This window comes from Allobosea sp. GW822-FHT03F07 (genome assembly GCF_058801345.1).
Window position 1 is genome coordinate 313525 of sequence record NZ_JBXAND010000002.1, and the last position, 21241, is coordinate 334765.

A 21241-nucleotide genomic window follows, 5' to 3' on the forward strand; every position below is an offset into this window, starting at 1 on the left:
CATGGAAACGACCGTCCCCGGCCTGATGCTCGACCGCGAGACCAAAGCCAGCGAACGCCCCGGCGATCACAAGGACGAACTGCGTCTCTGGCTGCGCATGCTGACCTGCTCGACCCTGATCGAGACGGAGATCCGCAACCGGCTGCGCGAGGAGTTCAAGACCACGCTGCCGCGCTTCGATCTGATGGCGCAGCTCGACAAGTCGAGCACCGGCATGACCGTCGGCGAGGTCTCTCAGCGGCTGATGGTCTCGAATGGCAACGTCACGGCGGTCGTCGCCGGGCTGCTGGCGGACGGGCTCGTCGACAAGCGAGCGGCGACGCAGGATCGGCGCGTGCAGGTGCTGACGCTTACCGCGCAGGGCCGCAAGGCCTTCAAGGCGATGGCCGAGCGGCATGAGGGCTGGATCGCGGAGCTCTTCGCCGGGCTCGACCAGCCGGAGATCGCACAACTGTTCCGCCTGCTCGGGCAGACCAAGACTTCGCTGCACCGCGCGATCGCCGCTCGCGCGAACGAGGCGAGCAAGAGCGAAGCCGGCAAGATCGAGACCGGCAGGGGAGACGCCTGATGACGAACCTCGCCAACGCCACGATCCTGCCTCTGGCGGAGTTTAAGCCGGCTCATTTCGAGCTTTCGGTCACCGGCAAGGTCGCGACCGTGACGCTGAACCGGCCTGAGAAAAAGAATCCGCTGACCTTCGCAAGCTACCGCGAACTCACGGATTTCTTTCTCGCCGCGCAGAAAGAGGAGGAGGTCAAGGCGATCGTGGTGACGGGCGCCGGCGGCAATTTCTCCTCCGGCGGCGATGTCTTCGAGATCATCGGGCCATTGGTCGCGATGGAGACCAAGGACCTGCTCAAGTTCACGCGGATGACGGGCGAATTGGTCAAGGCGATGCGGGCCTGCCCGCAGCCGGTGATCGCGGCGATCGACGGCATCTGTGCCGGTGCAGGCGCGATCGTGGCGATGGCCTCCGACATGCGGCTCGGGACGGCTGAGACCAAGATCGCCTTCCTGTTCAACCGGGTCGGCCTCGCCGGCTGCGACATGGGCGCCTGCGCGATGCTGCCGCGCATCATCGGCCAGGGCCGCGCGGCCGAGCTGCTCTATACCGGCCGCGTGCTGCGCGGCGAGGAGGCCGAGCGCTGGGGCTTTCTCAATCGCCTCGTCGGCAAGGACGCGGTGCTGGCCGAGGCGCAGGCGCTGGCCGTCGAGCTGGCCGATGGACCGACCTTCGCCAACGCCATGACCAAGCGCATGCTCGAGATGGAATGGGCGATGTCGGTTGAGAGCGCGATCGAGGCGGAGGCCGTGGCGCAGGCTTTGTGCATGCAGACCGAGGATTTCGCCCGCGCCTACCACGCCTTCGCCGCCAAGCAGAAGCCGGTGTTCGAGGGCAACTGAGATGGGCGCGCGGGGCAGCGACGAACTCGGAACGGCGATCCTCGGCGATACGCTGGACTGGCCGTTCTTCGAGGACCGACACCGCCACTTCGCCGAGGCGCTGTCGGCCTGGGCCGACGCCACCCTGCCCGGCCTGCCGCATACGGACGTCGACGCCTCCTGCCGCGCGCGCGTCAAGGCGCTGGGCGAAGGTGGCTTCCTGCGCGCCGCCGTGCCCGAAGCCTATGGCGGCTTGAGCCCGGCGCTGGATGTCCGCACGCTCTGCCTCAGCCGCGAAATCCTGGCTGCCCGCGACGGGCTCGCCGATTTCGCCTTCGCGATGCAGGGCCTCGGCACCGGGGCGATCACCGTCGCGGGCTCGGAGGCGATGAAGGCCAGAATCCTGCCGAGCGTCGGCGAGGGCATCCGGATCGCAGCCTTCGCGCTCTCGGAAAAGGAGGCCGGCTCCGATGTCGCCGCCATGGCGACGACGGCGACGCCGGACGGCAACGGGCATTTTCGCATCGATGGCGAGAAGAGCTGGATCTCGAATGGCGGCATCGCCGATCATTACGTCGTCTTCGCGCGGACAGGCGAAGCGCCGGGCGCGCGTGGGCTCTCGGCCTTCCTGGTCGATGCCGAGACGCCCGGCCTGAGCATCACCGAGCGGATCGACGTGATCGCCCCGCACCCGCTCGCGACTTTGCGTTTCGAAGGCTGCCGTGTGCCGGCGGAGAACCGGATCGGCGGTCCCGGCGACGGCTTCAAGGTGGCGATGGCGACGCTCGACATCTTCCGCTCGACGGTCGGCGCGGCGGCGCTCGGCTTCGCCCGGCGGGCACTGCACGAGACGATCTCGCATGCGAATGGGCGAAAGCTGTTCGGCGGGACGCTCGGCGATCTCCAACTCAGCCAGGCCGCCATCGCCGACAGCGCAGCGGAAGTCGATGCGGCGGCCCTGCTGGTCTACCGGGCCGCCTGGACCAAGGATCGCGGCGCGGCGCGCGTCACGCGCGAGGCCGCGCTCGCCAAGCTCATCGCGACAGAGAACGCCCAGCGCGTGATCGATCGGGCCGTCCAGATCCATGGCGGGCTCGGCGTCACCAAGGGCGTCAAGGTGGAGGAACTGTACCGGGAGATCAGGGCGCTCCGCATCTATGAGGGCGCCAGCGAAGTCCAGAAGGTCGTGATCGCGCGCGACCTGCTCAAGGCCAAGAACTAAAGAACGAGGGGTTACGGCAATGCAGTTCCTGCGCTCCGGCCATATAGACAGCTTCGCGCGCGACAACCTTCCGCCAGCGGCGCAGTGGCCACGGATCGACCTCGAAAAGGCCGGCCTGATCTATCCAGAACGGCTGAACGCCGTCACCGCGCTGGTCGACGACCATGTCGCGCAGGGGCGCGGCGACGCCACCGCAATCATCGGCGACCATCTGCGCTGGAGCTACGCGGAGCTCGCCGAGCGGATCGACCGCATCGCCAATGTGCTGACGCGCGACCTCGGCATGGTCCCCGGCAACCGCGTGCTGCTACGCGCGGCCAACACGCCGATGATGGTCGCGGCCTATCTGGCGGTGATCAAGGCCGGTGGCGTCGTGGTCGCGACCATGCCGATGCTGCGCGCGGGCGAGCTCGCCTATCCGATCCGCAAGGCGAAGATCGCTCTGGCGCTGTGCGATCACCGCCTGCTCGGGGAACTGGAGACGGCGCAGGCGCAGGTGCCCGAGCTCTCGCGCATTGTCGCCTTCGGCGAGGATTCCTGCGAGCTCGAAAGACTGATGGCGCAACCAAGCTATGAGCGCTTCGAAGCGATCGACACATCGAGCGACGATGTCTGCCTGATCGGCTTCACCTCGGGCACGACCGGTGAGCCCAAGGGCACGATGCATTTCCAGCGCGACCTGCTGGTGATCTGCGACGCCTATGGCGCCAAGGTCCTGAAGGGCGCGCCCGAGGATCGCTTCGTCGGCTCAGCGCCGCTCGCCTTCACCTTCGGGTTAGGGGGCATGGTTCTCTTCCCGTTCAGGATCGGCGCGGCGGCCGTCCTGCCCGACAAGACCGGCCCCTTTGACCTGATCGATGCGATCGAGCGGCACAAGGCGAGCGTGATCTTCACCGCACCGACCGCCTATCGCGCCATGCTCGACAAGCTGGACGGGCGCGACATCTCATCGCTCAGGATCTGCGTCTCGGCCGGTGAGACCCTGCCGAAGCCCGTCTTCGACGCCTGGCTGGCGAAGACGGGTCTGCCGCTGATGGACGGCATCGGCGCCACCGAGATGCTGCACATCTTCATCGCAGCGCCACGGGAGGCGATCCGGGCCGGCTCCACCGGCATCCCGGTGCCCGGCTACGAGGCGAAGATCGTCGACGAGGAGGGGGCTGATGTCGCCGACGGCATCCCCGGGCGGCTTGCCGTGCGCGGGCCGATCGGCTGCCGCTATCTGTCGGATGAGCGTCAGACCAAATATGTCCAGAACGGCTGGAACGTCACCGGCGACACCTATGTCCGCGATAGTGATGGCTATTTCTGGTATCAGGCGCGCTCGGACGACATGATCATTTCGTCCGGCTACAATATCGCCGGTCCCGAGGTGGAGGCCTGCCTGCTCTCCCATCCCGATGTGCTGGAATGCGGCGTCGTAGCTGCCCCTTGCCCCGAGCGCGGCAACATCGTGAAGGCCTATGTCGTGCTGCGCGAAGGCGTTTCGGGCGACGCGACGATGCTCAAGGCCTTGCAGGACCATGTGAAGGCCGGTATCGCGCCCTATAAATATCCCCGCGCCATCGACTTCGTCACGGCCCTGCCGAAGACTGCGAGCGGCAAGTTGCAGCGGTTCACCCTGCGCCAGATGGCGCGCGGCGAGGCCTGAACCTTCTCACCCAATCCGACGAGCCGGAACGGCCGAAACCGAGGCGACGCCCATGTCGAGTGATACCCTGTCCCGCGCCATCCTTCCCGAGGGCTGGCCGGTGCCGCGCGGCTATGCCAACGGCATGGTCGCGCAGGGCCGCGTGCTGGTGACCGGCGGGCTCGTCGGCTGGGACGAGCAGGGCGTCTTCGCCAAGGGCTTTCTGCCGCAGATCAGGCAGACACTTCTCAACATCAAGGTGGTGGTCGAGGCCGGCGGCGGGCGCATCGAGGACATCGTGCGGCTGACCTGGTACGTCACCGACATCGAGGCCTACCGGACCTGCCTCAAGGAGCTGGGGCCGGTCTACCGCGAGGCGTTCGGCCGCCATTTCCCGGCAATGGCCGTGGTGCAGGTGGTCTCGCTGGTCGAGCCCGAAGCCATGGTCGAGATCGAGGCGACGGCGGTCATCGCCTGACGAAGCCGCCCCTACGCGACGATTGTGTTTCCAGCTGTTTCCAATCGAGAAATTCGAAACGTCGCGTAACCAAGATTTTGGCGGCAACGCGACCGCCTTAGGCTGCAGGCATCGAATCACCATCGAAACTCTACGGTGCCGCCATCCGGCGGTAACGCGATGGAGATCACTCATGTCCAGCATCAGCGGTGTTAGCGGCGGGTTTCGCCCGCCTCCACAGAAACCCCCAAGCTTCGATTCGCTCGACAGCGACACCAGCGGCGCGCTCAGCCTCGACGAGTTCAAGGCCGGCGCGCCCAAGGGCGCCGACAGCGCCAAGAGCGAAGAGCTGTTCAAGGCGATCGATTCCAATAGCGACGGCTCGGTCACCAAGGAGGAACAGGACACCTTCAAAGCCGAGGCTGAGAAGGCCCAGCAGCAATTGCAGTCTTTCCTGTTCGGGCTGCAGACCGAAGGCACAAGCCAGGCGAGCAGCACGGAGGACAGCGAGTCCGAAGACATCTTCGCTCAGCTCGACGCCAACTCCGACGGTAGCATCGCCAAGGACGAGTTCCTCTCGGCGCTCTCCTCCGGAACGGAGTCCTCTAACGACCTGCTGAGCAAGCTGTTCGAGGCGATCGATTCCGATTCCGACGGCTCGGTCGCGAAGGAGGAGCAGAGCTCGTTCCAGCAGGCCCTCGAAAAGCGCGGCCCGCCGCCCGGTCCCCCGCCATCCATGGGCGCGTCGCAAGCCTATGGCTCGACCTACCAGCTCGGCGCCGCGAACGCGTCCGGCACGGCTTACTCGCAGGCGGCCTGACTCTATCCGCCTGGCTAACGCCGGTCAGCAGAAGGCTGGCCGGCGCTTTTCCGATGAATCTCAATCAAATGCCGCGCGTCGCGCCGCCGTCGATCCGGATCTTGGCGCCTGTCACGTAGCTCGCCCGCTCGCTGGCGAGGAAGGTCACCACATCGGCGAATTCCTGCGGCGTCCCATAGCGGCCGGCGGGAATCGTTCCCCGAGAAGCGGCCGCAGCCTGCTCCGGAGTCGTGCCCGTGCGATCGGCGGTGGCCTTGTCGAGCTGATCGACGCGCTCGGTGTGGATGCGGCCCGGCAGCACGACATTGACGGTCACGCCCTGGCCCGCGACCTCGGCGGCAAGCGTCTTCGACCAGCCGACCACGGCCGAGCGGATGCCGTTCGACAGGGCCAGACGCGGAATCGGCTGCTCGACGCCCGAGGAGGCGATGGTAACGATGCGGCCGAAGCCACGCTCGCACATGCCCGGCAGCAGGCCCTGCGCCAGATGGAAGAGGTTCGCGGCCATCGCCTCGAAATGCTTCAGCCAGTCGTCACGGCCGGCTTCGCGCGCCTCGGCCGGCGGCGGCCCCCCCGAATTGCCGATCAGGATGTCGACGCCGCCGGCATCCTTGAGCACGCCGACGAGAGAATTCACGGAGGCCAGATCGGAGAGGTCGAGGCTCGCCGCGAAGATGCGGCCGCGGACCTCCTCGGGGCACTGGCTGACCCAGGCATCAGTCGCCGCGACGTTGCGGGCGGCGGCAATGACGGAAGCGCCCTCCGCGGCCAGCGAGCGGGCGATCGCCGCGCCGAGACCGCGGCTCGCGCCGAGCACCAGCGCGCGCTTGTCGTGAAGGCCGAGATCCATGGGTACGCTCCGTCGAGTTGGCGCAGCAGGGTCGCAGCGCATCGTGCCGCTGCTGATAGCGGCTCGTCCCGACGGAGGGAATGGCTGTCAACGATCTCAGGCGGCCGCCGTGAGCGCCTCTTCCGCCAGGATGCAACGCACCACCCTGCCCTCGCCGAGCTGCACCGCCGGCGGCAGGGCCACTCTGCAGCGCTCCTGGACGAATTTGCAGCGCGGCGCGAAGGAACAGGAGGATGGTGGCTCGTTCAGTGCCGGCGGCGCGCCGGGAATGGCCTCCAGGCGCTCGCCCTTCTTCGCGCCGTGCAGGTTCGCGGCGAGCAGGCCCTTGGTGTAGGGGTGGCGGGGATCGCGCAGCAGCTCTCGCACGGTGCCGGTCTCGACGATCTGGCCGGCATACATCACCGCCAGCCTGTCCGAAACCTCGACAGCGACACCGATGTCGTGGGTGACGAAGAGCATGCCCATGCCGAGATCGCGCTGGAGCTGGCGCAGCAGCAGCAGGATCTGGATCTGCACGGTGGCATCGAGCGCCGTGGTCGGTTCGTCTGCCAGAAGTAGCTTGGGACGGGCGGCGAGCGCGAGCGCGATCATGGCGCGCTGGCGCATGCCGCCCGACATCTCGTGCGGATAGGCCTTGAGCCGCCGCGCCGGCGAGGGGATGCGGACGAGCTCGAGCAGTTCGAGCGCCCGCGCCATCGCCTCCTTCTTCGAGAGCTTCTCGTGGCGGATGATCGCCTCGGCGATCTGCTCGCCGACGGTGTAGACCGGATCGAGCGCCAGCGCCGGGTCCTGGAAGATCATCGAGGTGACGGCGCCGCGATAGGCCGAGAGCTCCTGCGGATTGAGCGCAAGCACGTCGCGACCGTCGACGCGGACGCTGCCGCCGATATCGGTGCGACTCTCGGGGAGCAGGCGCAGCAGCGTCTTCAAACTGACGCTCTTGCCGGAGCCGGACTCACCGAGGATGCCGAGCACCTTGCCGGGCTCCAGCGTCAGCGAGACGCCGTTGACGGCATGGACCGTCTGGGCGCCGCGAAAGCGCACGGTCAGATTTTCGATGGCCACGAGAGGTTGGGCGACGAGAGGCTGGCTCATGCGGCGGCCTCCAGGCTCGGCGCGCGGCTGTGGCCGGAGCCGGCGATCTCCATGTGGCAAGCGACGCGCCGCCCGCCCTCCTCCGTGCCGGTCGCGACCAGCGCCGGCTTGACCTTGGAGCAGACGGTCTGCGCATGCGGGCAGCGCGGATGGAAGCGGCAGCCCTCGGGCGGGTTGATCGGGTTCGGCGGATCGCCCGCGAGCGGGGCTTCCATCGTCCGGTTGTCGGGGTCCATCGACGGCATCGCCGAGAGCAGCGCCTTGGTGTAGGGGTGGCGCGGATCGTCATAGAGCTCGTCGACCGGGCCGATCTCCACCACCTCGCCGAGATACATCACCATGACGCGGTCGCTGATGAAGCGGACGACGTTGAGATCATGCGAAATGAAGATGTAGGTCAGGCCGAACTCCTCGCGCAGATCGGCGAGCAGGTTCAGAACCTGCGCCTCGACCGACTTGTCGAGGGCGGAGACCGCCTCGTCGAGGATGACGAGGCGCGGGCCGAGCGCGAGCGCGCGGGCGATGTTGACGCGCTGACGCTGACCGCCGGAAAGCTCGTGCGGATAGCGCGCGGCGAAGCGCGCCGGGTCGAGGCCGACGCGCTGGAGCAGGTCGCGCGCCTTCAGGATGGCGGCGGCCTTCGAGACGCCGTGCACGGTCGGGCCGAAGGCGACCGAATCCTCGATGGTCAGGCGCGGGTTGAGCGAGGCGTATGAATCCTGGAAGACCATCTGCGCCTGGCGGCGATACTCCTTCAGGCTGAGCGCCGCGCCGCCGACGGCCTCGCCGTCGAAGAGCAGCTCGCCCTTGTCCTGCGGGATGAGCTGCATGACGACGCGCGCTGTCGTCGACTTGCCGCAGCCGGACTCGCCGACGACGCCGAGCGTCTCGCCCTTCATCACCTCGAAATCGACGCCGTCCACGGCGCGCACGACGGCGCCGCCGCCGAGCGGGAAATGCCTGGTCAGGGTCCGGGCCTGCAACAGCGGCGTGCCCGGACCGCCGCGATCGGGATGGGATTGGTGCTGGGGGTCCTGCGCCATGGTCAGCCCTTCACATCCATCGCCGAGCGCAAGCCGTCGGAAAGCAGGTTGAACGAGATCGAGGTGATGAAGATCGCCGCGCCCGGCAGGGCCGCGACCCAGGGCTGCACATAGATCGCGGTGCGCAGTGTGTTCAGCATCAGGCCCCATTCCGGCGTCGGCGGCTTGGTGCCGAGGCCCAGGAAGGAGAGGCCCGAAGCGAGGATCATCGAGACCGAGATCAGGCTCGTCGCATAGACGAAGATCGGCCCCAGCACATTGCCGAGCACATGGACGCGGATGATCGTCAGAGCGTTGGCGCCGGAGGCGCGTGCGGCCTCGACATAGTCCATGCCGCGCACCTGCGTCGTCACGCTCTCGGCGATGCGCGCGATCGGCGGGATGAAGACGATGGTCAGCGAGAGCAGGGAGTTGGCGATGCCGGCCCCCATCGCGCCGGACAGCGCGATCGCCAGCAGCACCGAGGGGAAGGCGTAGAACACGTCGACAGTGCGCATCACGACGGTGTTGAACCTGCCGCCGAAGAAGCCGGCGGCGACGCCGATCACCGAGCCGATGACGAAGGCGATGAAGACAGGCACCACGCCCATGAAGAGCGAAAGGCGCGCGCCGAAGATCAGGCGCGAGAGCATGTCGCGGCCGAGTTCGTCGGCGCCGAGCGGATAGCCCGGCGTGCCGATGGGCCGCAGGCGCCGCAGCATCGAGGAGCGGGTCGGGTCGGCCGGGGCGATGTAGTCGGCGAAGACCGCCATCAGGATGATCGCCAGGACGACGAGGCCGGCGCCGACGGCGACCTTGTCGGTCTTGAAGCGGCGCCAGACGCCGGCCCAGTAACCGGGCGACTTCGCCAGCGGCGGCACAATGGCGGGGGCGGCGCCTTCGGTGATCGCGGTCATCTCAGCGCCTCCTCACGCGGGGATCGAGCAGGCCCTGCAGGATGTCGACGAGCACGTTCAGCCCGACGAAGAACATCGCCAGCACGAGGATCGTGCCCTGGAGCAGCGGTAGGTCGCGCTGGAAGATCGCGTTGCCGAGCAGGAAGCCGGTGCCGGGCCAGGAGAACACCGTCTCGATCAGGATCGATCCCCCCAGCAGATAGCCGAGCTGGAGGCCCATAACGGCGAGTGCGGTCGGTGCGGCGTTCTTCACGACATGCCTGAACACGCCGAAATCCATCAGCCCCTTGGCCCTCAGCGCCGGCACGAACTCCTGGTTCAGGATGTCGGCGACGAGCGCGCGCACGGTGCGGGCGATGATGCCCATCGGGATCACCGACATCGTGATCGCCGGCAGGATCATGTAGCTGACATGCTCCCAGTCCCATTTCCAGGCGGCCGAGCCGCCCGGACCCGCCCCGCCCGGCGGCAGCCAGCCGAGCTGAACTGAGAACACGATCACCATCACCATGCCGAGCCAGTAATGCGGCACGGAGACGCCGAGCACGGCCAGCATCGAGGCGAACTTGTCGAGGAAGGAGCCGCGGAAATAGCCCGCGACGAAGCCGAAGAAGCAGCCGAACAGGAATCCGATCACGGTCGCCAGCCCGGCGATCAGCAGCGTGTTGCCGACCGCGCGCCAGACCTCGGCTGCGACGGGACGACCCGTGGCGATCGAGGTGCCGAGATCGCCCTGCATCGCCTTCATCAGCCACAGCCCGAACTGCACCGGCAGCGGCCGGTCGAAGCCGTAGATCTTGCGCAGTTCGTCCTGCATCGCCTGCGATGCGTCCGGCGGAAGCACCGAGGTCAGCGGATCGCCCGGGGCAATATGGACGAGCAGGAAGCAGAACAGGCTGACGCCGAAGGCGACCGGCAGGACATAGAGGATGCGCTTGGCGAGGTAGCTCAGCATGGTGTGCCCTGCTCCTGCAAACGCGCCGTCACCCCGGGCGAAGCGCAGCGAAGACCCGGGATCCATTCCGGAGCGCCGGACGGAGAGGTTCCGGCATGGATCCCGGATCGGCGCGGCTTCGCCGCTTGTCCGGGATGACCAGCGTTCTTCCTGTGATAGTGCCGAGCCAAGAAGCGCCTCACTTGGCCATCGTGATCGGCGAGAAGTCCTGGAACCAGTTCTGGGCCTGGACGAAGCCCTTCACCTTCGGGCTCATGGCGCGCGGGTTGACGTCGTGCGTCACCATCAGGAAGAGCGCCTCGTCGACATATTTCTCATGGACCTTCTGCAGGACCTTGGTCTGCTCGGCAGCGTCGAAGGTCGTGCGAATCTGATCGAAGAGCTTATCCATCTCGGGATCGCAATACATGCCCCAGTTGGTGCCGGCCGGCGGCACGAGGTTGCACTGGAGGTGGCGGACGAAGCCGGTGAAGGGGTCCTGGATGAAGTAGGTGTAGTTCATGCCCGTCGCCTTGCGCGACGATTCATGATTGGCGCCGGCACGCCAGATGTTGATCAGCGTGTTCCACTCGACGACCTCGAAGTCGATCTTGATGCCGACCTCGGCGAGGTTCTGCTGGACGAACTCGTTCATCGGCAGCGGCTGCATCTGGCCCGAGCCGGAAGGCGCGATCAGGATCTTGGTCGTGACCGGCTTGGCGGGCGAATAGCCGGCTTCGGCGAGCAGTTTCTTAGCCTCGGCCTGGTCGAGCTTGAGCTTGAACTTCGGATTGCCGAACCACTGGTGGCCGGGCGGGTAGAACCCCTCGGCCGGGATCATCAGGCCGCCGAGCAGTTCCTTGAGGCCCTGCCGATCGACGGCGAGGTTGGCGGCCTTGCGGACACGGATGTCGTTCCAGGGCGAGCCCTCGGCGCGCGAGAGATGCCAGGTCCAGTTATGCGGATAGGCGTTGGTGATGATCTGGAAGCCAGCCGTCTTCAGCGAGGGGATCAGGTCCGGCGACGGCGCCTCGATCCAGTCGACCTGCCCTGCCCTGAGCGCCGCGGCGCGGGCATTGGCCTCCGGCAGCGGCAGCAGGACCATCTTGTCGAGCTTCGGCACGCGGGCCTTGTCCCAATAGCCAAAAAAGGGCGAGAGTTCGGCGCGCTCGCGCGGCTGGAAGGCGGTGAGCTGCCAGGGTCCGGTGCCGGACGGCGTCTTGGCGAAGGCTTCCCAGCTCTTGCCGACCTTCTCCCACTGCGCCGGCGACGACATCATCACCCAGGCAATCTGATAGGGCAGCGTCGCGTCGGGCGCCTTGGTGGTGATCTCGACCTTGTACTTGTCGACGACCTTGTAGGAGGCAACCGCCGGGATGCGCGAGCGGCCCTGCGCCGCCTGGCGCTGATCGAATTGCGGCGCGTCGTTCTTCAGCAGCTTGTCGAGGTTCCAGACGACCGCCTCGGCGATGAATTCCGAGCCGTCGTGGAACTTCACGCCCTCGCGCAGCACGAAGGTCCATTTGTTCTTGTCGGCAGCGTCGACGGACCAGCTTGTCGCGAGGCCAGGCGTCAGGTCGGACGCCTTGTCGGCCTTGCTGAGGTCCCAATTGATCAGCGCGTCATAGACCGTATAGCCCATGAAGCGCATGCCCTCGCCGCCCTGGTCGGTCTGGCCGGTGGTCAGCGGGATGTCGGAGGCCGTCATGCCGATCCGCAGCGTGCCCTGGGCCTGCGCCGAAGCTGCAAAAAGGGAAACGCCGGCGGCAAGCGTCAGAGCAAGGGCGGTGCGGATCATCGGGCTACTCCGAAATGGAAAAGTTCGAAGCTGGCTTCGCAAGGGCTGTGCCAGCCGTATTCGTCATGCTCGGGCTCGACCCGAGCATCTCTTGCAGGAAATCCCCGGGTCGGCCGAAGGCCGCCCGAGGATGACGACGCCTCAGGCGTCGTCACTCCATCGACATCGGAGCGAGGTCGATGAACCAGCTCTTCGGCTGGACCACGCCCTTGACCTTGGCACTCATCGCGCGCGGGCCGACGTCATGGGCGACCCAGACGAAGGGCGCCTCCTCGACGATGCGAGCATGCAGCTTGGCGAGCGCGGCGTCGCGGGCCGTGCCGTCGAAGCTGGTGCGGGCGTCGGCGATGAGCTTGTCGAACTCGTCATTGCCGAAATAGCCCCAGTTGTTCGATACTGGCGGGAAGGTCTTGGTCGAGGTGAAGCGCACCATGGCGAAGAACGGGTCCATCGCCGCATAGGTGACGTTGGTGGCGTTGGCGCCGCGGGCGTTGGCGTGCTTGGCGCCCTCGCGCCAGTTGGTGAAGACGGCGTTCCATTCGCCGACCTCGAGCGCGACGTCGAAGAAGCACTCCTTCAGCGCCTGCTGCATGAACTCGTTCATCGGCAGGGGCTGCATCTGGCCCGAGCCCGAGGCCGAGGTCAGCACCTTCACCTTGGCCGGCTTGGAAGCCGAATAGCCGGCATCCGTCATCAGCTTCTTGGCGGCGGCGAGATCATATTTGATGTCGAACTTCGGATTGCCCCACCAGGGGTGGCCGGGCGGCACGGTGCCCTTGGGGATTTCCATGAGACCGCCGAGCAGCGTCTTCAGCTCCTCGCGGTTGACGCAGAGATTGGCGGCGTGGCGGACCTTGATGTCGGTCCAGGGCGAGCCCTCGACGAAGGAAAGCTGCCAGGGCCAGACATGCGGCTGGGCATTCGTATAGACCGTGAAGCCGCGCTGCTTGATCTGCGGGACAGCGTCCGGCGAAGGCGACTCGATCCAGTCGACCTGGCCCGAAAGCAGGGCTGCGGTGCGGGCATTGGCCTCGGGCAGCGGCAGCAGCACGACGCGGTCGACCTTGGGCACGCGCTTGGGGTCCCAATAGGCCTTGTTGGCGACCATCTCGAAGCGCTCGCGCGGCGAGAGTTTCACGCCCTTGAACGGACCGGTGCCGGAGGGATCGGCCGAGAAGGCGGCCCAGGCCTGCTTGGCGCGCTCGGCCGGGTCGGTGACGGAGGCCGGAACGGCGGCAAGCTTGGCGGCCCAATGCGTCGGCGAGACGATGAAAAGGTTGGTCAGGTTGATTGGAAGGAAGGCGTCGGGCTCGCTGGTCGTCAGTTCGACGGTGAGCGGGTCGATGACCTTGGCGCTCTTCAGCGTCGGCATGCGCGAGACGGTGACGCCGATCTGGTCCGGCGCGAAATGCGCGGCTTCCTTGTTCAGGACCTTGTCGACGTTCCAGACCACGGCGGCGGCGTCGAAGGCCGAACCGTCCTGGAACTTGACGCCCGGACGCAGCTTGAAGGTCCATTTGGTCTTGTCGGCGGCGTCGACCGCCCATTCCGTGGCGAGACCGGGGATGACGACGCTCGCCTTCTCGGCCGAGGAGAGATCCCAATGCGTCAGCGCGTCATACATCGGGATGCCGGTGAAGCGGTTGCCCTCGAAGCCCTGGTCCGGCTGGCCGTGGGTGCGCGGAATGTCCGCCGCCGTCATACCGATGCGCAGGACCTTCTCCTGGGCGAATGCGCCAGTGACGAGCGCCGTGGTGAAGCCCAGGCCGATGAGGACGGAGCGGGTGAAGCTGGATACGGACACGTTTGTCTCCCCTGTGATTGGCCGTCGGCCCATGCGAGCGGCGGCGAGCGGGAGATTAGCAACCGGCATGCCAGACGAAGGTCGTAGGACTAGCACTTTGGGATAGAGGCGCGCCGCGTTCTGCCCATGAGATCGCCGCGCTGGAGCGACAGGTATGGGCTACGCCATTTTCTGCCTATGCAATAGGCAACTTGACTATTCGAAAGACAGATCAATGGAAGTCGCGCGATTTCGGCAGGATGCGGACATCGCGCGGATGACGGCCGCGAGGCGGCGGCGGGTTGCGGATCTCGTCCGCTCGCGTCATCGCGATCTCCGCTCGATGGGTATCGGAGAGGCTGCCCAGTTCGGCACTCCGATCGACGACGCGCTGTCCCATCAGATGCACCACGCCCTCCGGGCTCTTCTGCACCCTGCCCTCGACCTGCAGCAGGCGCCCGCTCATGACCTCGCGTCGGAAGCGCTCGAACAGCCTGGCCCAAAGCAGGATATTGGCGATGCCGGTCTCGTCCTCGAGCGTGATGAAGATCGCCTTGCCGTTGCCCGGGCGCTGGCGCACCAGCACGACGCCAGCCGTGCGCGCCCAGCTGCCGTCGGGCCGGCCGTCGAGCTCGGCGCAGCTCAGAACGCCGTCGCGCCTGAAGATCGGCCGCAGGATACCCATCGGATGCCCCTTCAGCGAAAGCCGCACCGTCTGGTAATCGGCGACGATCTGCTGCGGCAGCGGCATGACGGGCAGCGGCATCGAAGGCTCCGGGCCCAGTTCGCGGGCCTGCGCCGCGGCGAAGAGCGGCAGCGCGTCGTCATCCGGCAGCCGGCGTACGGCCCAGAGCGCCTCGCGGCGGTCGAGCCCGAGTGAGCGGAAGGCATCGGCATCGGCCAGCAGGCGCATGGCACGGCCAGGAAGGCTCGCGCGGCGCATCAGGTCCTCGACGTCGCGATAGCCGCCGGCGCGGGCGGCTTCGATGCGCTTACCCCATTCCTCCCGGAAGCCGTCGATCTGGCAGAAGCCGAGCCGGAGCGCGAAGGGGTGGACCTCCCTCGGTCCGATGCCAGGGCGCGGGGAACCCCTCTCCTGTAAGGGCAGGGGTGAGGTGTCGGCCGTTCGATCCGTTGCAACCGCCGTTGCGGCGGCCCAGCGGTGAGCCTCCGCCTCATCGTCCAAGAGCCTACCCCTCACCCTGCCCTCTCCCTCCGGGAGAGGGTTCCCCGCGCCTGCTTCGGCCCGGCCATCGCAAGGAAGCTCCACCCGCTCCAGCCCGTTGTCCCAGCCGCTCGCATTCACATCGATCGCGCGCGGCTCGACGCCGCCATATTCCTGCGCCTCGCGCACGATCTGGGCCGGGGCGTAGAAACCCATGGGCTGGGAGTTCAGCAGCGCGCAGGCGAAGGCGGCGGGATGATGCTTCTTGAGCCAGGAGGAGACATAGACCAGCTTGGCGAAGGAGGCGGCGTGGCTTTCGGGGAAGCCGTAGCTGCCGAAACCCTTGATCTGGTCGAAGCAGCGCTGGGCGAAATCGCGCTCATAGCCGCGCGCGACCATGCGCTCGACCATCATGTCCTGAAAACGATGGATGGTGCCGTCGTTACGGAAGGTCGCCATCGCCTTGCGCAGGCCGTTGGCCTCGATGTCGTTGAACTTCGCCGCGACCATGGCGAGACGCATCGCCTGCTCCTGGAAAAGCGGCACGCCCTTGGTCTTGTTCAGGACTTCATAGAGCTCGTCCTTATCCCCATGCTCCGGCGACGGGGCCGGATAGGTCACCTCCTCCAGCCCGGCCCGCCGCTTTAGATAAGGGTGGACCATGTTGCCCTGGATCGGGCCGGGCCTGACGATCGCGACCTGGATGACGAGGTCATAGAGCTTCCGCGGCCTCAGACGAGGCAACATGTTCATCTGCGCCCGGCTCTCGACCTGGAAGACGCCAAGCGACTTGCCCTCGCAGAGCATGTCGTAGGTCTCGCCGTCACCGTCCTTGATGTCGAGGGTCAGTTCGGGGCCGCCATATGCCTTCACCAGTTCGAAGGCTTTGCGGATACAGGTCAGCATGCCCAATGCCAGCACGTCGACCTTCATCAGCTTGAGTTCGTCGATGTCGTCCTTGTCCCATTCGATGAAGGTGCGCTCCGCCATCGCGGCATTGCCGATCGGGACCAACTCGTCGAGGCGCCCCCGCGCCAGAATGAAGCCGCCGACATGCTGGGAGAGATGGCGCGGGAAGCCGAGCAGGCGGATGGCAAAATCGACGGCGCGGCGCACCGTCGGATTGGTCGGATCCAGCCCGGCCTGGCGCACCCGCGCGTCACCGATATCGGTGCCCCAGCTGCCCCATTGCGTATCCGCGATGCGGGCGGTGACGTCCTCGGTCAACCCCAGCGCCTTGCCGACATCGCGGATGGCGCTGCGAGGCCGGTAGCGGATCACGGTTGCGGCGATGCCGGCACGGTGACGGCCGTATCTCTCGTAGATCCACTGGATCACCTCCTCGCGCCGCTCATGCTCGAAATCGACGTCGATGTCGGGCGGCTCCCTGCGCTCGGTCGAGATGAAGCGTTCGAACAGCACGTCGCTCTCGGCCGGATCGACCGCCGTGATGCCGAGGACGTAGCAGACGGCCGAATTCGCGGCGGATCCCCGGCCCTGGCAGAGAATGCCTTCCTTCTGCGCGAACTCGACGATCTGGCGGATTGTGAGGAAGTAGCGGGCGTATTTCAGCCGCGCGATCAGGTCGAGTTCCTTCTTCAGCAGATCTCGCACCTTCGCAGGCACGCCATCCGGATAACGCACTTCGCCGCAACGGCGCACCAGTTCTTCCAGCCAGGCCTGATCATTCCAGCCGGGCGGGACGGGCTCGTCCGGATATTCGTATTCGAGCTGCTCCAGATCGAACTCGATACGCGAGAAGAGGTGCTGCGTTTCCGCTATGGCCTCGGGCGCATCGCGGAACAGCCTCGCCATCTCCTGCGGCGTCTTGAGATGGCGCTCGGCATTGACCTCGAGCAGACGCCCCGCCCGCTCGATCGAGACGCCCTCGCGGATGCAGGTCAGCACGTCCTGCAGGTCGCGCTGCTCGGGCGCGTCGTAGAGCACGTCGTTGGTCGCCAGCAGCGGCGTGCGGGTCGCGACCGCGATCGCCTTCAGCCGCGCGAGGCGGCGGCGGTCGTCGCCGCGCCGATGCATGCTGGCTCCGAGCCAGATCGCACCGGGCGCGGCGTCGTCGAGCCGGGCCAGTAGCGCCGGCAGGCCGTCGAGATCGCGGCCGGACATCAGGATCAGCAGCAGGTCGCGCGCATCGGCGAGGAGATCGTCGAGGACGAGGCAGCATTCACCCTTCTTCACACCGTCCTTCAGATTGCCATGGCTGAGCAGGCGGCAGAGCCGCCCCCAGCCCTGCCGGTTCGCCGGATAGACGACAATGTCGGGCGTGCCGTCGGCGAAGACGAGGCGGGCACCGGTCGCAAGCTTGAAGCCTTTGACCATCTCCCGAAGCTGGTCTTGGGTGAAGGGCAGATCGGAGAAAGCCGGATTTTCGATCCAGATGTATTCGCCGGGGCTGCCGCCCTCGCGGATCTTCTCTGGCGATGGCAGACCGGTCTCGCGGATATGCCTGAGCGCGCTCCAGGCCCTGACCACGCCGGCAACCGTGTTGCGGTCGGCGATGCCGATGCCAGCATGGCCGAGCAGCAGCGCCGTCAGCACCAGATTGGGGCCGGGCGAAGCTCCCCGCAGGAAGGAAAAATTCGTCGCGGCAACGGCTTCGGCGAAGGGGCTAGCATTTTGATTCATGCGAAGAGCCCGTGCAGGAACCAGCGCGGGGGCACCTGCTCCGGTTCGTGGAAGCCGATGCGGAAGAGCCAGAAGCGGCGTCCTTGTGCGTCCTCGACGCGGTAATAGTCGCGCATCGGCTCGCAGGAGCCGTCGCGCCACCATTCGGGGGCGATCCGTTCCGGCCCTTCGGCACGGGCGACGTCATGGGTGAGACGACGCCAGCGGAAGCGGATCGGCGGGCCGTCCGGCACCTCGGCGATCGCCTCCACGGGCTGGGGCGGCTCGAAGAGCTGGAGCGGCCGCGTCGGCGGTTCATGCGGCTGCGGCACCGGCCAGGCGGCGGTCGATGCCGGCAGCGCTGCCGACATGGCTTTCGCCGCGCGCACCGGGTGATGGGTATCCTGCGCCGCGAAACGCAGCACGCGGTCGCGGCCGAAGCGCGCGACCAGCCGGTCAACGAGATCTGCCACTGCCTCGTCTTCCACCGCGCGGCGGTCGAGGCTGGCCTGGGTTTCGCCCAGCGGCTCGCAGACCGGCACGGCGAGCCTGACCGCATCGAAGCCGAAGCCCGGATCGAGCGGATCCACCAGAGTATCGACGCGCTCGCGCCAGAGCCGCAGGATGGCGGCGGCATCACGCGAGGGCCGCCCGGTCTCGACCATGAGCCGCCGGACCGCGCCGTCGCTGCGAAAGAAGCTGATCTCGAAGGCACGGCCGCCCTCGCCGCGCAGTTCGAGCACGCGCGCGGCTTCCGCGATCAGCCTTGCGACCACGGCTTCCAGCCCCTCGCTGTCGAGCATGGGTTCGGCAAAATGACGCTCGACGACGCAGGCGGGCGGCGGGCGCAGCGGCGTGAAGCGCGCATCCTCGCGCCCCAGCGTGCGCCGCAGCTTCGTCACCAGTTCCTCGCCGAAACGGGCGGACAGGGTGGCGGAAGGGCGATCCGCGAGATCGGCCAGCGTCTTCAGCCCGGCCCGCGACAGGGCGATGACGGTCTCGGCCGTCAATTCAAGTGCAGCGACCGGCAGCGGGCGCAGCCTCGCTTCGTCCTCCCCCACCGGCACGATGCCCCCACCTCCGAAGCGCGACAGCGCATGCGCAGCTTCCGGCGTTCCCGCGATGGCGACGCGGAGATCGAGCCCCCCTGCCTTCATCCTGCGACCGATCACCGTCTGCAGCGCCTCCTCGCCGCCGAAGAGATGGGCGCAGCCGGTGATGTCGAGCATCAACCCATAGGGCGGATCGAGCGCGACCAGCGGCGTGAAGCGGTCGCAGAAGGCAGCGAGCCGGCCGAGCAGAGCCACGTCGGCCTCGGGCTCGGCCTCGATCGCCAGCAGGGACGGTATCCGGGCTCGGGCATCGGCCAGGGTCAGGTCGCGCGTCAGGCCGAACGCCGCCGCACGCTGGTCGCAATCGACCAGCCGAAGCGCGTTGCGCATCGTGGCGAAGACCACGACAGGCGCCTCAGCCTGTGCGACGGATGCCGGGATCCGGCCCTCCCGGCGCAGCCGGTCTGTCGGCAGGAAAGGAAACCACATTGCGAGATAGCGGCGCGGCATCGGAGCCGGCACCATTTCGATCGGTTTCGTCGCGAAGAGCGACAGCGGCCTGGCGACCACGGAACCTGCTGTCCTGGAAGGATTGTCGATCACGGCTCCACTCCACATGCCATTCGTGCTCATCCAAGCCGCCGCGATGGCGCAGCAGCCTCAGGCTGAAAGCCGGATCGCCCGGCGCATTCGCTTCCAGAGCCCGCGAGGGCTGCGCGGTTACCAGCCAGCGCGTCCGGGCGGCGCTGGGCTGCGGCGCCACGGCGGCACGCAGCAGCAGCGTCGTCGCGCCCGAACCCTCCGCCGCGAGCAAAAGCCGCCGGCTCGCGGTCAGGTCGAGGCGGCGCGGCTCGCCCCAGGGCTCGATCAGCACAGCCCCGAGTGCCGAACAGCGGGCCGCTTCCGAGCCGGCACGCAGCACGCCCTCCGCATCGTGCGCCCGCACCAGCAGGACGCGCCCCGGATCGAGCCCGAGCTCGGTCAGGCCGGGCGGATGCAAGCGGCCGGTCTCGGCATCGACGACATCCTGCCGGACCCAGAGGATCGGGCGCATTCCCGCCGCCCGGATCGCCAGCCCGACCGCGAAGCCCGTCGCCGCCACGAGATCGGCCGTGGCGGGCGCATAGACCTCATGCAGCGCCGCCCGCGCGATGCCGCCGCCCAGCGCCCCGTCGAGAGCGGGCGCGCCGAAGCTCACCTGCCCGCTTTCGACAGAATCTCGGGCCGCCGGCACGGCGCGCAGCGACGCCTCCGCGAGATGACGGCGCAGATCGGTCAGGGCATAAGGGTCCGGTCGGGTCCGCATGGAGGCTCATGTTCTTTGTTTGTTCTTTTATAGAACGAGCCTTGGCGGAAGGCGAGTCGCCTCTTCCGGAAGATAAAAAGCCCGGCTCCTTGCGGGCCGGGCTCAGAGCAATCAACGGTGAAATACGCGATCAATTCGCCGTATAGACCAGCTCACGCTCGGCCTTGGGCGGCAGGAAGGCGCGGGAGAAGATCTCCTCGGGCTTGGGCTTGCGCGCGAGTTGGTAGCCCTCGGCGATGATGTCGATGGCGTTGGCCATGCGGGCGTCCTTGGTGTCGCCGACGCCGATCTCCTTCATCTCCGGCGAGACGATGAGTTCGCTGAAGGAGTATTGCAGACGCTTCTTCTCGACCGCCTCGTTGACGAGGTTGTCGAAGTTCATCACGCCCTTCATGCCGAGCGCCTGGTCCTTGGCGATTTCGATCAGCGCCTTGTTGGTGGCGCGGACCAGGCCGGCGACGGCCTTGGGGTTCTCCTTGATCATCTTCTGCGAGACCATCAGCCCATTGGAATAGAGATCGAGCCCGTAATCGCCGAAGGTCAGCCAGTTGAAGTCCTTGTCCGGGTCCTGGCGATTGAGCAGCAGGTTGAAATAGCTGGTGATGTTGAAGACCAGCGCGCCGTCGATGTCGCCCTTGATCAGCAGCGGCTCCTGCAGGTTCGGCGCCATGTTGGAAAGCTTGATCTTGCTCATGTCGAGCCCGTTCTTGCGGGCGAAGACCTCGAGCAGGCGGGTCGTCGGGGTGCCCTGGGCTCCGCCCAGCGTCTTGCCCTCGAGATCCTTGGGCTTGGCGATGCCGGTCGCCTTCTTGCTGGAGATCGCGAAGGGCGGACGGTTCCAGATCATGTAGACCATCACCGGATTCTCGCCCGGCTTGGCGGAGGCGTTCTGGATGATGGCGTTGACGTCGCCGAAGCCGGCATCATAGGCGCCGCCCATGATGCGGGTCACGGTCGCGCCAGAGCCCTCGCCCTGGTCGATCACGACGTTCAGCCCCTCGGCCTTGTAGTAGCCCTTGTCGCGGGCGACGAAGAAGGCTGCGTCCGAGCCTTGCGTCTTCCAGCCGAGGGTGAACTTGACCATGGTCTCCTGCGCCTGGGCGAGGCCGGTGAAGGTCAGGCCGGCGATGAGCGTGGCTGCGAGTCTTTTCAGCATCTTGGTCCCCTCTGTTGAGATTGTGCGTC

At 67.1% G+C, this 21241-nt stretch carries 17 protein-coding genes; 6 read left to right on the forward strand and 11 right to left on the reverse strand.

The annotated features are described in order from the left end of the window. Position 1: 1 nt before the first annotated feature. From AC1RMY_RS10060 to AC1RMY_RS10085, 6 genes are all read left to right on the forward strand, one after another. Positions 2-568, forward strand: a complete 567-nt coding sequence (locus AC1RMY_RS10060; protein ID WP_492863973.1) for a MarR family winged helix-turn-helix transcriptional regulator — start codon at positions 2-4, stop codon at positions 566-568. Further along, positions 568-1404 carry an enoyl-CoA hydratase family protein gene (locus AC1RMY_RS10065; RefSeq protein WP_492863975.1) on the forward strand — a complete coding sequence of 279 codons (837 nt, stop codon included), beginning with the start codon at positions 568-570 and terminating at the stop codon, positions 1402-1404. Before AC1RMY_RS10060 ends, AC1RMY_RS10065 begins: the two co-directional genes overlap by 1 nt. A 1-nt stretch (position 1405) precedes the next feature. After that, the gene (locus AC1RMY_RS10070) at positions 1406-2605 is read left to right on the forward strand and encodes an acyl-CoA dehydrogenase family protein (protein WP_492863977.1); all 1200 of its coding nucleotides are present in this window, start codon (positions 1406-1408) and stop codon (positions 2603-2605) included. 19 nt (positions 2606-2624) lie between these two features. Then, positions 2625-4256, forward strand: a complete 1632-nt coding sequence (locus AC1RMY_RS10075; RefSeq protein WP_492863979.1) for a benzoate-CoA ligase family protein — start codon at positions 2625-2627, stop codon at positions 4254-4256. 52 nt (positions 4257-4308) lie between these two features. After that, on the forward strand, positions 4309-4713 hold the full coding sequence (locus AC1RMY_RS10080) for a RidA family protein (RefSeq protein ID WP_492863981.1): 405 nt from the start codon (positions 4309-4311) through the stop codon (positions 4711-4713). A 172-nt stretch (positions 4714-4885) separates the two neighbouring features. Further along, positions 4886-5512 (forward strand): EF-hand domain-containing protein, encoded by a 627-nt coding sequence (locus tag AC1RMY_RS10085; RefSeq protein ID WP_492863983.1) that lies wholly within the window; start codon positions 4886-4888, stop codon positions 5510-5512. 64 nt (positions 5513-5576) lie between these two features. Here AC1RMY_RS10085 and AC1RMY_RS10090 read toward each other — a convergent pair whose 3' ends face one another. From AC1RMY_RS10090 to AC1RMY_RS10140, 11 genes are all read right to left on the reverse strand, one after another. Continuing rightward, positions 5577-6362, reverse strand: coding sequence for an SDR family oxidoreductase (locus tag AC1RMY_RS10090; protein WP_492863985.1), 786 nt, complete (start codon positions 6360-6362; stop codon positions 5577-5579). Between the two features lie 96 nt (positions 6363-6458). Then, a complete protein-coding gene (locus tag AC1RMY_RS10095) occupies positions 6459-7457 on the reverse strand; it encodes an ABC transporter ATP-binding protein (RefSeq protein ID WP_492863987.1) in 999 nt (332 codons plus the stop codon). Then, on the reverse strand, positions 7454-8500 hold the full coding sequence (locus AC1RMY_RS10100; RefSeq protein WP_492863989.1) for an ABC transporter ATP-binding protein: 1047 nt from the start codon (positions 8498-8500) through the stop codon (positions 7454-7456). The genes AC1RMY_RS10095 and AC1RMY_RS10100 overlap by 4 nt, the downstream gene beginning before the upstream one ends. A 2-nt stretch (positions 8501-8502) precedes the next feature. Then, positions 8503-9396 (reverse strand): ABC transporter permease, encoded by an 894-nt coding sequence (locus AC1RMY_RS10105; RefSeq protein WP_492863991.1) that lies wholly within the window; start codon positions 9394-9396, stop codon positions 8503-8505. 1 nt (position 9397) lies between these two features. After that, on the reverse strand, positions 9398-10351 hold the full coding sequence (locus AC1RMY_RS10110) for an ABC transporter permease (RefSeq protein WP_492863993.1): 954 nt from the start codon (positions 10349-10351) through the stop codon (positions 9398-9400). A 178-nt stretch (positions 10352-10529) separates the two neighbouring features. Further along, a complete protein-coding gene (locus AC1RMY_RS10115; RefSeq protein WP_492863995.1) occupies positions 10530-12128 on the reverse strand; it encodes an ABC transporter substrate-binding protein in 1599 nt (532 codons plus the stop codon). 151 nt (positions 12129-12279) lie between these two features. Then, positions 12280-13965 (reverse strand): ABC transporter substrate-binding protein, encoded by a 1686-nt coding sequence (locus AC1RMY_RS10120; protein ID WP_492864449.1) that lies wholly within the window; start codon positions 13963-13965, stop codon positions 12280-12282. A 178-nt stretch (positions 13966-14143) separates the two neighbouring features. After that, positions 14144-17719, reverse strand: coding sequence for an error-prone DNA polymerase (locus AC1RMY_RS10125; RefSeq protein WP_492863996.1), 3576 nt, complete (start codon positions 17717-17719; stop codon positions 14144-14146). Further along, complete coding sequence (locus AC1RMY_RS10130) at positions 17716-19155, reverse strand: Y-family DNA polymerase (protein WP_492863998.1); 1440 nt, start codon at positions 19153-19155, stop codon at positions 17716-17718. The genes AC1RMY_RS10125 and AC1RMY_RS10130 overlap by 4 nt, the downstream gene beginning before the upstream one ends. A 10-nt stretch (positions 19156-19165) precedes the next feature. After that, on the reverse strand, positions 19166-20056 hold the full coding sequence (locus AC1RMY_RS10135) for an ImuA family protein (RefSeq protein ID WP_492864000.1): 891 nt from the start codon (positions 20054-20056) through the stop codon (positions 19166-19168). Positions 20057-20186: 130 nt separating this feature from the next. Beyond that, a complete protein-coding gene (locus tag AC1RMY_RS10140) occupies positions 20187-21212 on the reverse strand; it encodes an ABC transporter substrate-binding protein (RefSeq protein WP_492864002.1) in 1026 nt (341 codons plus the stop codon). Positions 21213-21241 lie beyond the last annotated feature (29 nt).